Annotated in this window: 14 protein-coding genes and 1 pseudogene; 6 read left to right on the plus strand and 9 right to left on the minus strand. The window is 70.6% G+C overall.

Translation table 11 applies throughout. The features are described from left to right. Positions 1-129: 129 nt before the first annotated feature. Both ACFCV8_RS19880 and ACFCV8_RS19885 read right to left on the minus strand, forming a co-directional pair. Positions 130-555 (minus strand): peptidase inhibitor family I36 protein, encoded by a 426-nt coding sequence (locus ACFCV8_RS19880; protein WP_376686688.1) that lies wholly within the window; start codon positions 553-555, stop codon positions 130-132. A 145-nt stretch (positions 556-700) separates the two neighbouring features. Continuing rightward, complete coding sequence (locus ACFCV8_RS19885) at positions 701-2137, minus strand: helix-turn-helix domain-containing protein (RefSeq protein ID WP_376686689.1); 1437 nt, start codon at positions 2135-2137, stop codon at positions 701-703. Between the two features lie 658 nt (positions 2138-2795). Here ACFCV8_RS19885 and ACFCV8_RS19890 point away from each other — a divergent pair. Continuing rightward, positions 2796-3794, plus strand: coding sequence for a DUF5937 family protein (locus tag ACFCV8_RS19890; RefSeq protein ID WP_376686690.1), 999 nt, complete (start codon positions 2796-2798; stop codon positions 3792-3794). A 17-nt stretch (positions 3795-3811) separates the two neighbouring features. Here ACFCV8_RS19890 and ACFCV8_RS19895 read toward each other — a convergent pair whose 3' ends face one another. The 4 genes from ACFCV8_RS19895 to ACFCV8_RS19910 all read right to left on the minus strand — a co-directional run bounded on the left by ACFCV8_RS19895 (position 3812) and on the right by ACFCV8_RS19910 (position 7499). Then, positions 3812-4525, minus strand: coding sequence for a hypothetical protein (locus ACFCV8_RS19895; RefSeq protein ID WP_376686691.1), 714 nt, complete (start codon positions 4523-4525; stop codon positions 3812-3814). Between the two features lie 256 nt (positions 4526-4781). Further along, entirely contained in the window at positions 4782-5213 is a 432-nt protein-coding gene (locus tag ACFCV8_RS19900; protein ID WP_376686692.1) for an SRPBCC family protein, read from the minus strand. A 173-nt stretch (positions 5214-5386) separates the two neighbouring features. Further along, positions 5387-6262: a helix-turn-helix domain-containing protein gene (locus ACFCV8_RS19905; RefSeq protein ID WP_376686693.1), complete on the minus strand. Its 876-nt coding sequence runs from the start codon at positions 6260-6262 to the stop codon at positions 5387-5389. A 190-nt stretch (positions 6263-6452) separates the two neighbouring features. After that, the gene (locus ACFCV8_RS19910) at positions 6453-7499 is read right to left on the minus strand and encodes an LD-carboxypeptidase (protein ID WP_376686694.1); all 1047 of its coding nucleotides are present in this window, start codon (positions 7497-7499) and stop codon (positions 6453-6455) included. Between the two features lie 300 nt (positions 7500-7799). On the opposite strand from ACFCV8_RS19910, the gene ACFCV8_RS19915 reads away from it, so the two are divergent. The 3 genes from ACFCV8_RS19915 to ACFCV8_RS19925 all read left to right on the plus strand — a co-directional run bounded on the left by ACFCV8_RS19915 (position 7800) and on the right by ACFCV8_RS19925 (position 10009). After that, positions 7800-8204, plus strand: coding sequence for a hypothetical protein (locus ACFCV8_RS19915; RefSeq protein WP_376686695.1), 405 nt, complete (start codon positions 7800-7802; stop codon positions 8202-8204). Further along, positions 8197-8787 (plus strand): histidine phosphatase family protein, encoded by a 591-nt coding sequence (locus ACFCV8_RS19920; RefSeq protein ID WP_376686696.1) that lies wholly within the window; start codon positions 8197-8199, stop codon positions 8785-8787. Before ACFCV8_RS19915 ends, ACFCV8_RS19920 begins: the two co-directional genes overlap by 8 nt. Positions 8788-8959: 172 nt before the next feature. After that, positions 8960-10009: an SGNH/GDSL hydrolase family protein gene (locus ACFCV8_RS19925; RefSeq protein WP_376686697.1), complete on the plus strand. Its 1050-nt coding sequence runs from the start codon at positions 8960-8962 to the stop codon at positions 10007-10009. A gap of 154 nt (positions 10010-10163) precedes the next feature. Here ACFCV8_RS19925 and ACFCV8_RS19930 read toward each other — a convergent pair whose 3' ends face one another. The 3 genes from ACFCV8_RS19930 to ACFCV8_RS19940 all read right to left on the minus strand — a co-directional run bounded on the left by ACFCV8_RS19930 (position 10164) and on the right by ACFCV8_RS19940 (position 11917). Next, positions 10164-10667: a hypothetical protein gene (locus tag ACFCV8_RS19930; protein WP_376686698.1), complete on the minus strand. Its 504-nt coding sequence runs from the start codon at positions 10665-10667 to the stop codon at positions 10164-10166. A gap of 136 nt (positions 10668-10803) precedes the next feature. Then, positions 10804-11184: a winged helix-turn-helix transcriptional regulator gene (locus tag ACFCV8_RS19935; RefSeq protein ID WP_376686699.1), complete on the minus strand. Its 381-nt coding sequence runs from the start codon at positions 11182-11184 to the stop codon at positions 10804-10806. 367 nt (positions 11185-11551) lie between these two features. Beyond that, on the minus strand, positions 11552-11917 hold the full coding sequence (locus ACFCV8_RS19940; protein ID WP_376686700.1) for a DUF4440 domain-containing protein: 366 nt from the start codon (positions 11915-11917) through the stop codon (positions 11552-11554). A 215-nt stretch (positions 11918-12132) separates the two neighbouring features. Between ACFCV8_RS19940 and ACFCV8_RS19945 the strand changes: the two are divergent. Together ACFCV8_RS19945 and ACFCV8_RS19950 are read left to right on the plus strand one after the other, a co-directional pair. Next, positions 12133-12825, plus strand: a pseudogene (locus ACFCV8_RS19945) (ISL3 family transposase); the annotation flags it as partial. 205 nt (positions 12826-13030) lie between these two features. Beyond that, positions 13031-13726, plus strand: coding sequence for a transposase (locus ACFCV8_RS19950; RefSeq protein WP_376686701.1), 696 nt, complete (start codon positions 13031-13033; stop codon positions 13724-13726). Positions 13727-13736: the final 10 nt, after the last annotated feature.

Consider the following 13736-nt stretch of genomic DNA (forward strand, 5'->3'; position numbering starts at 1 on the left):
GCCCACAGGGGCGGCGAGCCGTCGCGGAGGTGGGTCCGTGGATCTGTCAGCCGGCCGCGGCCGGTTCTTCCGCAGCAGCCGCGTACAACCGCTGCGCAACGTACGCTGCCCCCGCGCAACGCACGCGGATCAGCAGCTGGTGGCCCACTTGTGGGACCTGAGCTGCATTCCGGCGCTACCGCCGGTGTTCCCCTTGAGGCTCTGCTTGAGGCAGCCGCGGGACACCGAGTAGTTGGCGTTCTGGTAGAACTTCACGTGCCGGAGGGAGCCCGCCCCGCCCGTTCCGCGGTTCCAGGCCGACTTGACGTTCTTCGTCCGGGACCAGCTGCACGTGACCGTACCGCCGCGCCAGTCCGAGTCGTCCCCGTCCCACGCGCACACCGATCCGGTGCCGTTGGAGCCCGAGTAGACGCAGACGTTCCCGACGGCGCATCCGCCCCACGCCGCCTGGCTGCCGGAAGGCGCGGCCGCTGCCGCTCCGGCTCCGGTGCTCAGCGCGCCGCCCACTGCGAGCGCGGCTCCGAGTGCGGCAAGGGTGAACCGATGACGTCCCATGGTGTGTCGCCTCCTTTGGCCGGGGCTGCCGACGGTCGGCAGCTCCGTCCGCAACCTCGGTTGCGTGCCATTTACGCTAGAAGGGGCGACTTGCCCCGACCAGCGTGCACATTGCTCAACGACGGGTGCGGATCGTGCACGGTGCTCAGGCGGCCCGGAGGCCGGCGATGTGGAGCGCGTGAACGACGTCGTGGACGCCGGTGCCGGCGGTGAGGAGATCGAGGCCCAGGGCGGACTCGGCCGTGCGCAGGTGCGTACGGATCGTGTTGCGGCTGATGCCCAGGTCCCGGGCCGCGCGCTGGGCGTCGGTGTTGGCGTCGATCCACGCCTGGAGAGTGCGGCGGTGCCGGGCCTGGAGGGGACGGAGAGTGGCCGCGGCCCAAGCCGCGGCGCGTTCGGTGCGCAACAGGTCGTCCAGGGTGGAGTTCGGCTGGTCGTAGCCGGAGCCGGTGAAGGGAACGGAGCTGCTGAGGGTCAGGGCCAAGTGGACGGCGGCGCGGCACCGGACGTCCGTGAGGTCCAGGCCGAGAGACGCTTCGACGCGTTTGACGTGAGCGGTCACGGTGTTGCGGCTGAGACCGAGAAGCCGGGCCACGGCGGACCGGGGCATGTTCATGGTGAGACGGGTGATGTCGGTACTGGTCTTCGTGGTTGTGTCCAGCGGCCGCAGGAGCACGCGGGCCCATTCCTGGGAGGCTCGGCGGGGAAGGACGCCTTCCAGCGAAGACCGGCCGTGGTAGAAGGCCACGCGGCCGGGTGCGGCATGGGCGGCAGCCAGGGCGTGGGCCGCCTGGCCGTATGCCTCGGCCGCGGCGTGAAGAGGGTGGCCGCCGCTGACGCCCAGCGCGTAACGCGGGTTGTCGCGTACCAGGCGGAGGAGGGTCTCGGGGTGACCGTGCAACTTCCCGCCAGGGGCGCCTGGTTCCTCGTCGTCCGTGAAGACGCAGATGAGGTGACAGGCGAAGACCGGGCACCGCACCATCAGACCTGATCCGTGGTAGCCGGACGGGTCCTGGTACGCCCGGGCGATCTCTTCACGGTCCGCCGACGGGCACTGCAGCAGGTAGAGGCGCAGCCGGTCGGCGTCCAGGAGCGGTGGAACGGCGCCGGTGGTCATCCGCCGGGCCAGTAGCGGTTCCCCCGACAGGAGCGCCGACAGCACCGCGAACCGTAACTGGTGTGTCCTGTGCTGATAATCGTGCCAGATGCGATCACTGCGCCCTGCGCGGCGCAGCAGTGCGAGGAAGCTTCCGGTGTGTGAGATCAGCGCGATCGCGTCCGAGGTCGGCTTCGAGGGACCGGCCGCCACCAGAACCGGACGAGGCCCGTGCGGCCCGAGAGCCTCACATCGCACGTGCAGCTCACCGGATTGGGTCACGGCCGTGGCCAGTTGCCCGCCGGACATGCGCATCAGCAGTGGGGTGAGCTGCCCCAGCACCTCGTGGGGAAAGCCCGCGGTGCACGATTCCGCCGCGCCCGCCCCGTCGGTGACCAGCGCGGCGTGGACGCCCGTATGCCGACGCAGCCATTCGAGAACCTTCCGAACGTCGGGCCCGGCCCCGCGCGACGCCTGACGTCTCACTTCCTGCAACAGCCCTTCCAGAACATCGGTTTGCCGCTGCGTTCCGGAATTCTCCATGGCTTCACCTCGTCGCCCGACAGCCCGTTCTCTCCGATTCGCGGTGCCCGGGGCCCACCGGGACAGGGCTTCGCGCGGTCGTCGACGGACAGCCCCGGGGTTCCGCCACACTCGCGTCCCGTGCGGCGGCGTCCGTGCGACGGCGTCATGCCCGGTCCGGGTGGGCCGAACGCACTCAGTTTTCTGTCCGTGGCGGGGCGGAACGACTGCGTGTCGTCCCTCGTTCCGCCATGGTTTGTACCGTACTGAGTGCCGGTCGGCGCACGCGGCACTTCACGAGAACCGGCCAGGCGGACGCCACTGATCGGCCACGCGGGGCGTCGCACCCCGTTCCCTCCGGCCCGGACGGACCACTCCTGCTCCTGGTGGCCGAGGCGGCTCGATGACAGGGCCCAGCGGTGGCCGCCTGCCGGTAGCGGTGGATCGCGAGCGGCGGTCGCGTCCGCCCCGCCGTCCCCGAGGGCTGCCCTCGGGGGACGGTTCCCGTTGCCCTTTCGGGTAGTGCGCATCCGATTCCGCCGAGCCGACTTGTCCGCCGTACAGCGAATGCCAGGCTTGTTTACCGGCTTTGCCGAATGTTGGTGACCTCGGGGGGAAGATCATGCTGCGCATCCACTTCACCAGCAGAGACCTGGAGAACGTGCGCATCGCACGCCGGCCGGACCCGCTCTGGGAGATCGTCTGCAGCATCTGCTGCTTACAGCACCGCGAGGGCACCCTCGCCTTCAGCGAGTGGCGCCGGTCGGCGGGCGCACTGCTCCGCCGGGGCGGCGCGGCCCGCGAGGCGGCCTCGATACTGCGCAGTCTGATCCCGCGCGCCGCGTACTTCCCGGACTTCCTCACCCCGCCCGTCGAGGAGGACTCCGAGGATCTCGGGATCTACGAGCTGGGCCCCGGCGTCGAACGGGTCCTCGCGACCCCGAAACGCCAGCTGCGCCATGAGCTGTCCCTGCTGTCGGAGGGTGGCGGACTCCCCTGGGCGGGTACGGAGCTGGCCCGGGGCGACACCGCCCACCTGGCCCGCCTCGGCTCTCAACTCCACACCTATCACCAGGAGTTCATCGCCCCGTCCTGGGGTCGTGTGGGTGCCGCGATCGCCGCCGACACCGCCCTGCGTACCCGGGCGCTGGCCCACGGCGGGACGCGGGCGCTGATGGGGAGCCTGCGCCCGATGGCGGTCTGGGAGCCGCCCGTGCTGACCGCGCGCTACCCGGTCGAGCGGGACCTCTACCTCGGCGGCAGGGGGCTGCTCCTGGTCCCGTCGTACTTCTGCTGGCGCGATCCGATCACCCTGGTGGACGAGGGGATGCTGCCCGTGCTCATCTACCCGATCGACCGCACGGCGGCCCAGTCCACCACCTCGATCGCCTCACTGGCCCGGATGCTGGGCCCGGCCCGCGCCGCGCTCCTGTACGAGGCGGCCGTACGCCCCTCCGCCTCCACCTCGGAGCTCGCCGAGGCGACCGGCTTCTCCTTGCCGAACGTCAGCCAGCAGCTCACCGTGCTCCGTGAGGGCGGGCTGGTGACCAGCCGCCGCGACGGCAAGCGCGTCCGCCACGCGGCGACCCCGCTGGGCCGCCGACTGCTCCAGGGAGTCTGACGGAAGCCGACGGACGATCAGACGGCGCGCGGGATGGTCTCGTCGGCCTTGGTGGACCAGTTGGTGACGAGGGGCTTCTCCACGGTGGCCATGTCGGGGAGCTCGAGGTCGGCGGGGTTGGGGTCGTCCTCGGTGGTGGCGACGATGACGTGGTCGAACTGCGTGCCGCCCTCGCCCCCGGTGCTCTTGGGGTTGATCCCGGCATACGCGACGGCGGACCCGGAGAGCTTGATCGGGTCCTCGCCGCCCTGCCCGACGGGGGAGGCCAGGCCCTCGGGGTCGGAGCCGAAGGAGACGCTCGGGGTGTTGACGTCGAGGTAGCAGGTGATGCCGGACTTGGCCTTGGCGGTGACGCGGTAGTGACTGATGGGCTGGGCCTCCCAAGTCACCGTCAGATCAAGGTCGTTGGTGCCGCAGGACTGGCCGTAGCCGCTCTTGTCGCCGCTGCCGGAACCGGTGCCGGCAGCGGTCTTGCCGTCGGAGCCGGAGCCGGAACCGGAGCCGGAGCCGGAGCCGCGGGTGGAGGAGCCGTCGGAGGCGTTGGCGCCCCCGTCCTTGCCGGCGGAGCCGGAGCCCGAGGTGCCGGTGGAGGAGGCGGCGGAGGGGGCCGTGGAGCCGATCGCTTCCGCGTTGTCCTCGGGATCGCAGGCGGTGGTGGTGGCGGCGAGGGCGGCCACGGCCGCGGCGGCCAGGACGAGACGGGCGGAACGAGCGGTGAGACGCGAGCGCATCGTGATCTCCAGCGGCTGTGGTGTGCGGTGCTTCCTGCTGACAACGACGACACTAGGGCCGTGACGATCCGCAAATGATCCCGTGAATGTCCAGGTTCTGTTTCAGCGAATCGGTTCCATGGAAAGGCGTCGGATCCTGTAAATGCCAGCTCGGAACGGGTGTCTGACGGCCACCCGGCCGGTCGGGCGGCCGTCTTCGCGCCCGCACACGCATGTGGGTGCGCCCGCGTCGCCCCGGGCATCCGCGGGCAGTGGGTCAGGCGGCGAGAAGGGTCTCGTGGAGGGCTTCGAGACCGTCGCTGTAGATCTTGTTGAACACGTCGATGGCCTCTTCCTCGGTGGCGTTGAGAGGGTTGAAGCGCCCGGACCACTGGACCTCGGCGACGTCGTCGCGGCCGGGCACCGAGTGGACCCGGAGGGTGGCGATGTAGTCGTCGACGGGGAACGGCGACTCGACGATGACGTAACTCAGCTGCCGTTCCGCGTCGTTGAAGCTCACGAGGCGCTCGACGATGACGATGCCCCCGGGGTTCTCCGGGTCCTCCAGGCGGCGGACTCGGCCGCCGTCGAGGACGGTGCTCTGGGGGACGTACGGAAGCCAGTCCGGCAGGGCGTGGAAGCCGCCGATGAGGGCCCACACCTTGTCGGGCGAGGCGGGAACGGTGCGGCTGATGGTCGTCGAGGCCATGGTCGAAGCTCCTGAAGTGTGGTGTGGCTGGGGCGAGTTAGGGGGCTCGCGCGCCGTCGTACTGCTAACGGCGGCCACGTCCTTGGCGACACGGCCGGTCCGCCCGGCGCCCCGACGTTTTGGCTGCACGCAAAACCATGGGCGTCCCGCCGCCCGCCCGGCGCAGGCTGGTCCTACCCGCATTCGGCGCAGTGGCCGGGGGTGGGGGCGCGGAAGGCGCGGTCGCAGTTGTCGCAGTTCTGGAGGGGGTCGACGAGTGTGACGGGTGTGGGTGGGGTGGGGAGGTAGGCGTTGAGGCGGTGGCGGAGGAGTTTGGCGGGGTGTTTGAGGGGTTGGGGGAGGTCGTTGGTGAGGGTGTGGCGGAGGGTGGTGGGGGTGGCGCCGCGTTCGAACCAGGTGGCGGTGATGGGGGTGAGGAGGGTGATTTCTTTCTCGGTGAGGATGAGGTGTGGTGAGTGGTGGTGGAGGTTGGAGAGCAGGGCTGCGGCGGCCTGGGTGAATTTGGGGTGCGGTTCGTCGTGGGGGTGCGGGTCGCGGGGGATGAGGGGGCGGGGGAGCGACACGCCGGGCGATGGCACGGGCGCCGGAGGCGGAGGAGTGGGAGGAGGAGAGGGCGGTGCGAAGCCGCCCCCGAAAGCCGGGGCGGGGGCCGGTCGACGACGTGCGGGACGGGGGTCCGGGCGTCGTCGGCGGGCCTCGGGCTCCAACGGTTGGTTGTACGAGCAGGTCCGGGTGACGACCCGGCCGTCGGGGAGGCGTTCGCGGGTGCGGCTGAGGTAGCCGTGTGTTTCCAGTTCGCGTAGTGCGGCGGCGATGCGGGCTTCGCTCTCGGGGAAGCGTTCGGCGAGTTTCTTGATGCCGATGCGGGCGCCGTTGGGCAGTGACTGGATGTACGTGGAGAGCCCGATGGCCAGCAGGGAGAGCTGGCGGTGCTGGGCGAGGTGGTTGCCGATGACCGTGAACCGGTTCTTCTGGCGGGTGTTGACGTGTTCGACGCCGTGTACGGCGGACGTGGCGCACGCGGGCGCGCTAACCTGCTGGGTATCCATTTGGGAAGGGTTCGCTTCCTGAGTGGTCAGGCCCTCGGTTGGGATTGCGAGTCCCGGTCGGGGGCCGACGTATGTCTGGGGTGTTGTGTTGGCGTGAGCATATGCCCGCAAGCAGGCCCAAAATCCAGCTCAGTTGGCCAAAGTCACCCAGGCGAGTGACCTGGGGCCCGGCAGCAACGCCCCCCGGGGCTCAGCCGGGCCGTACCGCCGGTTCGAGCAGCGACAACGTCCGCTGCCGCGCGTCGAGGGCGACACGGATGCCGACCGGCATCGGGAGATTCGGCCCGGCGTGCCCGAACTCGACGTTGCCCAGGACCGGGATGTCGCGGTCGCCGAGCACGTCGAGGACCATCTCGGGCAGGGTCGGCGACGCGCCGGATGCGCCGGACGTGCCTGATGCGTGGGGCACGACCGGCGCTTCCGGCGGGGCGAGTCCGTCGATCGCGTACGGAACACCCACGACCATGCCCGAGATCCGGTCGAGGACGCCGCAGTGCCGCAGCACCTGGAGGTAGCTCCACACGTGCGAGGCGTGGCCGCCCGTCTCCTCCCAGAACAGCACCGCACCGTCGAACCGGTCCAGCGGCAGCGCGTAGGGCGTCGCCTGCGCCAGCACGATGCGGTTGACGACCCCGCCGATCAGGTGGCCCTCGGCGCGGCCGGGCCGCCAGCACTCCCACGCCGGGGTGGTCGGCAGCGCGCCGATCGGCTCGGTGCCCGTCAGCAGCGCCGCGTAGAGCCTTTCGAGCTCCGTACGGCGGGCGGCGGGTGCGGCCTGCCAGTGTCCGCCGAGTCCGGGCGTGGCCAGGTCGGTGTGGAAGCCGACCAGGCCCGTGCGCGCGTGGAGCACCAGGTGCAGCAGCGAGATGTCGCTGTGGCCGAGGATCGGTTTCGGGTCGGCCGCGATCGCGGCGACGTCGATCAGGTCGAGGTAGCCGAGCACCGTCTGGCCGCCGTCGTGCGCGACGATCGCGCGCACCTCGGGATCGCGCAGCAGGGCGTTGAACTCCCCGGCGATCTCTGCCGGTGTGCCGGCGCTCCACCAGTGGTGCCGTCCCGCTTCGAGCAGCGGCGCCCGGCGCACGCGGAACCCCATCCGCTCCAGCACGGCAACCGCCCGGTCGAGGTCGGCCTCGTAAACGGCGTGAAGCGGACCGGAGAGTGACGCGACCACGATGAGATCCCCGGGCTTCAGGGCGCGGGGGCGCAGCAGTTGAGGTACTCCGGAACCCGTCACCGGCGCAGTGTCCCAACCCGTGCATCCTCCACGCCAGGCATTTGCCGGGCGGCCACCGACGGCGGCGAACGGGCCCACGTAGACTCTGGCCCCGCTTCGGGCCTGCCCGGGCGGATCCCCCAGGGGCCTGCAGGTACGGACGGGGGGTGGGTTGGGTTGTCAGACGTACTCGAAACAAAGACTTAAAAGATTTTGCGTCGTGGCGGCGTGCGACCCGGTACACCGCGACGCGGCCGACCGGGTCGCGGCTGTCACGATCCGGCCGACGTCCGTGCACAGCCTGTGGACAACGGCCGAGGAGTGCGCGCATGCGGGACGGCCCCTTCTACCGGCCACCGGTTCAAGCGGGACGGGTGCGAGATCTGCTTCGTACCGGGAGCGGGAGAGGAACTGGACGAGGTCTGCGACGTCGACATGTGGGTCATCCGCGACGACGGCGAGCGCTGGTCCGGAACCGTGGTCACGCTCGACCGGGTGCGCCGCCTCATGGACCGGCAGCGCGCGGCGGGCGACCCGGAGGGGGACTACTGGTGGTGCTGGGACGGCCTGATCGTCCGCGAACCGGGGCTGACGGCGATGGCCGAGGTCATCGACGGGCTGGTGGCCACGGGTGACTACGAGACGGTCCTGCGTCACGTCGGCCCGGAGGGGCCGGACGACGAAGACGAAGCAGACAACGATGAGGAGAAGTCGACCCGTGGGTGAGCTGATTGTGATCCGGCACGGCCAGACGGCGTGGAGCCTGTCGGGCCAACACGCCGGACGGACGGACGTACCGCTGACCGGGGCGGGCGAGGAGGCGGCCCGGGCGCTCGCCCCGAAGCTGGCGGACCGCCGGTTCGTCGCCGTCTTCAGCAGCCCGCTGAGCCGCGCCATGCGGACCGCCGAGCTGGCCGGGCTGACCGGCGCCGAGGCCGACCCCGACCTGGTGGAGTGGGACTACGGCGGCTACGAGGGCCTCACCGCCGAGCAGATCCGTGCGGCGCGGCCGGGGTGGGACCTGTGGCGGGACGGCGTCGTACCCGGCGACGCCGGTCACCCCGGCGAAGAACTCCGGCAGGTGGCAGCGCGGGTGGACGCGGCGTTGGACCGTATCCGCCCGCTGCTGAGTGACGGGGACGTCGCCGTCGTCGCGCACGGCCACCTCGCGCGCGTCCTCACCGTGCGCTGGCTCGGGCTCGACGCGCGGGAGAGCCGCCTGCTCGGGCACCCGCACCCGGGCACGCTCGGCGTCCTGGACGCCGAGGACGGGCAGCCGTTCATCTCCGCCTGGAACGTCCGTCCGTAGCACCGCGCCCGGCGGCGACACGATAGATCTGACCATTTAGGCCGATGGAGGGGAGCGGCCCCGATTCCCGGAGGAGGGCGGTCCAGCGGCGTGGATGATCTCGGCCGAAGTGTCCACCGCCCGGAGCCGTACGTGCGGGCCCCGGTCGCCTTCCCCAGATCACGGAGGATCCATGCGACACCCTCTCCCCCGTCTCCCGCGGGCCCGTGCCCTGGCCGTGGGGCTCGCGCTGACCGCGTCCGCGCTGCTGCCCGCGGGCCCGGCCGGGGCGGCGGCCGACCACTACGAGTGGGCCGCGCTGGGCGACTCGTACACGGCCGGCATCTTCGTCGGGGACCCGCAGCCACCGCTCGGTGAGTCGTCGCGGGACGGCTGCGACCGCACCAGCGACGCCTACCCGGGCCTCGTCGAACGCGAACTGGACGAGTTCCCGCCGGGCAGGCCCGTCCGCCTGACCAATGTCAGCTGCGGCGGCGCCACCATCGCCGACATCGCCTCGGCCAGGCAGCAGCCGATCAGCCCGGTCGAGCCGCCCGCCGACGGCTGGCCCGCGGTGGACCCGCAGATCCAGCGGGCGGAACTGAGTGACCGGACCGACGTCGTCACGGTCAGTGTCGGCGGCAACAGCCTCCCGTTCGGCGGCATGATGCTGAAGTGCCTCGAACTGGGCGCGGTCGGCAAGTCCTGCCGCGAGTACTACACCGACCCGCCCGAGGGCGAGGAGAGCATCCAGGACAAGCTCGCCCGCATCCAGGACGAGTACATCGAGATGCTGGCCCACGTGCACCAGGCCGCCCCCGACGCCAAGGTGATCGCGGTCGGATACCCGGCGATCCTGCCCGACGACTCCGGCGACTGCGACCGCCTGTCCCTCACCGAGCTGGGCACGATCACCCGTGCTGACATCGACTGGCTCCGCGACGATGTCTTCAAGCCGGTGAACAGCACGGTCCGGCGGGTCGCGTCGTTCTTCGGCGACCGCTACGTCGACGTCTACTCCTCCAGCGTGGGCCACGACGTCTGCCGGCCCACGGGCACCAAGTGGATCGAAGGCCTCTGCGGCGACGCCCCGGACTACTGGCCCGCCAGGCTCCCCGGCACGCTGCTGAACTGCGGGATCATCGGCAAGCGCGTCACCCTGCTCCACCCCGGCGCAGCGGGCCACGCCAACACGGCGGCCCACGTGGAACGCGCCATCCGCATCGCGCTCCTCGAACGCTGACGCGCGCGGAATCCCGCGCGCCGACCGCACCGGGCCGTGACCGTCACGACCCGGTGCGACCTGCCCGTTCGGGGCGCGCGGCCCTGCTGGGCGTACGGGACGAGGGCCGCTGTCGTCCGGGCCGCGCCCGGGAACCGGCCGTTCGCGGCGCGACCTACACCTGGGCGTCCCCGGAAGCGTCCCCGGAAGCGGCTTCGGACCGTCGTACGACGGCCGCCCCGCGCAGTGCGACGGCACACCAGACGGCCACCAGGAGCAGCGCGGCCCCGGCCAGGCCCGCGACCTCGAGGGGCTCCGGCCGCCAGCCCAGGGACAGCCGGGTGCCGATCAGGACGGTGCCGAGAAGGACCTCCGACGGGGAGTACACGGGCACCTTGGCCGCCACGAACCGCAGGACGGCGCCCAGCCCCAGGCCGATCACGGCCCAGGCGAGCAGATAGGGCCAGAGCGCTCCCGGCGCGGCGGGCGGCAGGCCGTACTCCTCCGGGCCGATGCGGAACAGGGCGCCCAACCACCCCATCGTCACACCGGCGGCGGTGACGAGCGCCGCCCACAGCGCATGCCGCCACAGCGGCCCTGACCGCACTCGCTCGTCCTCGTGCTCGTCGTCGCGCTCGTCCTGGGTGTCGACGGAGTTCGTGGTCTCAGGAAGATCCATCACACCCGATGAGACGGCCACCGGCCGTTGAACGTTGCACCGCGGACGGTGCCGTGAGCATGCCGGAAACACCAGGGCCCGCCCCGAGGGCCGAAGTCCGTCGGCGGCGAGCCCGGCACGATCCGAACGAAATGGCCTAGTCGCACGAGTCCTTGGGCACGTCGAACACGTCGACCACTTCATGGCCTTCGCGGCAGATCCGCTGTGTCCCCCAGGCGCCGAGCGGTCCGAGCGCCTGGATGAGGGTGCGGCCGTGCTCGGTCAGGGAGTACTCCACCCGGGGCGGCACCTCGGCGTAGACCTCGCGGTGCACGAGGCCGTCCTCCTCCATCTCGCGCAGGTGCTGGGTCAGCATCTTCTCGCTGACTCCCGGCAGGCCGCGGCGGAGCTGGCCGAAGCGGCGCAGCCGATGGGCGTTGAGCTCCCAGAGGATCAGCCCCTTCCACTTGCCGCTCACCACGTCGAGCGCGGCGTCGATGCCGCAGATGTAGGGCCCGGTTCTCGGTGCCTTGGCCATCGTTGATCCCCCTTGCGGGCGTCGGGACGCACGTCGTCGCTCTGGTACGGGGCCGGGGTCCGCCCCTCGAACGCGGCTGCCCCGCCGACGGACCCGAGCCGCACGCGGCGCCTTCCTGGTGTGGCTTTTTCCACGAGTTGCGACGGCGGTTGTGCACGAGATCGGGAGTCGCCTGATTCCACGGTCGGGTGATGCTAACGAGTTTTGAAGGCAGTTGGGTCCTTGCAGGGACAGCATCGAGGTGTTCCTGGTGAAAGGGACTGGTCATGCCGCGGATGTCGAAGGTCGAGCCCCGCCAAGGCCAGCTGACACACAACGGTTCCAGCCCGCTGGTCCCGCCGCCCTCACGGGCGGCGGGACAATCTACTCAGGCGGCCAAAGTGCCCTGATGGAAGTACATCCGCCAGCCCGTGTCCGTCAGGCGCCACAACGAGCTCCTCCGAGCCCGACGGCCCTCGTGGTCGGTGAAGAACGTCAGATGGACGAGCCCCGGAGCAAGGACGACCCCGGTCATCTCGCTGACCTTGACCGGAGACTCCGGAGTCACTGACCCGTCACCAGTCACGGAGAGCACCGAGTCCATGTTCAACCAGCGTCCAGAAGCCCCGATCTCGGTGAACTCCGGATCCAGAAGCTTCATAACACAGGACGAGGAAGCACGCGCCTCGGGATCGAGTAGGCGCATCTCCCCATCGATAGCTGCTTGCACGGCCCGTTCGTTCTCATCCGTCATGCCCGGACCCTACGGGCGCCGCTTCGCGGATCACAGTGAATTGTTGCGCTGCTGCCCCGACAGCCGGGCCACGCCGTCATAACTCGGGTTCTGGCTCACTTTCCGTGGAGCATGCACGCTGAGTGACGGTTGCCGGGCGGGTGGGCCCTGGTGAAGTTGCCCGGAACCGGCCCGTACCGGGTGCGGTGTAGCTGACACTTCGGCCCGTGGACGAAATGGTGCTTCGGCTGGAGGAGTTGCTGCTCCCGTCGATCGCCGACGTGACGGTGCTGTCCGTCGCCGTGAACGACGAGGCGGTACACATAGAGGCCTGCAGCACGGTGCCCGGGGCCGTCTGTCCCGGATGCGGGATCTGGTCACGGCGGGTTCACAGCTCCTACCCGCGCTTTCCCGCTGATGTGCCCAGCGGAGGCAGACGAGTCGCTCTCTGTTTGCGCGTCCGCAGGTTCCTCTGTCCGGTGATCGCGTGCGGGCGGCGGACCTTCGCCGAACAGCTGCCAGGCTTGACCCGTCGGTACGGTCGGCAGACCGAGCGCCTGCGGTCGACGCTGGCCGCGGTCGGCCTCGTGCTTGCCGGTCGGGCCGGTGCCCGCTTGGCGCGCATATTCGGCGTGTCCGTGAGCCGCAGCACGGTGCTGCGGCTGGTCGAAGGGTTACCCGACCTCGAGGTTTCGGCCCCGCGGGTGGTCGGCGTCGATGAGTACGCGACCCGCAAAGGGCGTCACTACGGGACTGTCCTGGTCGACGTTGAAAGCCGGCGTCCGGTGGACCTGCTGCCCGATCGGGAGGCGTCCAGTCTGGCCGCTTGGCTCGCGAAACGGCCCGGAGTGGAGGTGGTCTGCCGCGATCGGGCACTGTTCTTCGCCGAAGGTGCCACGGCCGGGGCACCGCAGGCGGTGCAGGTCGCGGACAGGTGGCATCTTTGGCACAACCTGAGCGAGGCTGCAGAGCGGTGCGTCGCAGACCATCGCGGATGCCTGCAGGTCCTGGCGCCAGATCCCGCCCAACCTGCCCCTGATCCGGAGAAGTTCGAAGACCCTTCCGGCTCGCCCTGGCCGAGGGTGACACCGCTTCGCTGGCCGCACCCGTGCCAACCACGCGACGGTCCACGAATTGCTGGCCGCCGGGCTCAGCCGGCGGGCGATCGGCCGCCAACTCCGGATGACCTCCCGCACCGTCAAGCTCCTCGCCGACGCAGCCACCCCGGAGGAACTGTTCCAGGGGCAGTGGCAGGGCCGACCATCCAAACTCGACGCGTTCAAGCCCTACCTGGATGACCGCTGGAACCAGGGTTGCACGAACGCCTGGAGGCTGTGGGAGGAGATCGTGCCGCTCGGCCATCAGGGCAGCTACCAGCGGGTTCGCGCCTATTTCCGGGAGAAGCGGCTCTCGCCAGGCCCCGTCACGGCTCGGCCACCGTCGCCCCGGGTCGTCGCCGGATGGATCCTCCGCCGGCCGGAGACCCTCACCGAGACGGAGCACCTTCGGCTCAAGGCCGTTCTGGTCCACTGCCCTGAACTGGATGCCCTCACCGGCCACGTCCGCTCCTTCGGCCAGATGCTCACCGAACGCCAGGGCGAACAGCTGCCGCAGTGGCTCGATGCCGTCCGGCAAGACAACCTCCCCGGCCTCCACACACTCGCCGCAGGCATCGACCGTGACCGCGATGCCGTCATTGCCGGCTTCACACTGCCCTGGAGCTCCGGCGTCGTCGAAGGCCACGTCAACCGGATCAAGATGCTCAAACGCCAAATGTTCGGCCGAGCCGGCTTCGATCTTCTCCGCAAGCGTGTCCTGCTGTACACGTAGGGCAACGCTT

The sequence above is a fragment of the Streptomyces sp. NPDC056347 genome (assembly GCF_042262625.1).
Classification (GTDB): Bacteria; Actinomycetota; Actinomycetes; order Streptomycetales; family Streptomycetaceae; genus Streptomyces.

Coding starts and splice junctions, on each gene's coding strand:
- ACFCV8_RS19900 (WP_376686692.1), bottom strand. CDS start 5,213: ATGGCCTCGACGACCATCAGCCGCACCGTTCCCGCCTCGCCCGACAAG.
- ACFCV8_RS19935 (WP_376686699.1), bottom strand. CDS start 11,184: ATGGCCAAGGCACCGAGAACCGGGCCCTACATCTGCGGCATCGACGCC.
- ACFCV8_RS19905 (WP_376686693.1), bottom strand. CDS start 6,262: ATGGATACCCAGCAGGTTAGCGCGCCCGCGTGCGCCACGTCCGCCGTA.
- ACFCV8_RS19925 (WP_376686697.1), top strand. CDS start 8,960: ATGCGACACCCTCTCCCCCGTCTCCCGCGGGCCCGTGCCCTGGCCGTG.
- ACFCV8_RS19880 (WP_376686688.1), bottom strand. CDS start 555: ATGGGACGTCATCGGTTCACCCTTGCCGCACTCGGAGCCGCGCTCGCA.
- ACFCV8_RS19930 (WP_376686698.1), bottom strand. CDS start 10,667: ATGGATCTTCCTGAGACCACGAACTCCGTCGACACCCAGGACGAGCGC.
- ACFCV8_RS19890 (WP_376686690.1), top strand. CDS start 2,796: ATGCTGCGCATCCACTTCACCAGCAGAGACCTGGAGAACGTGCGCATC.
- ACFCV8_RS19940 (WP_376686700.1), bottom strand. CDS start 11,917: ATGACGGATGAGAACGAACGGGCCGTGCAAGCAGCTATCGATGGGGAG.
- ACFCV8_RS19895 (WP_376686691.1), bottom strand. CDS start 4,525: ATGCGCTCGCGTCTCACCGCTCGTTCCGCCCGTCTCGTCCTGGCCGCC.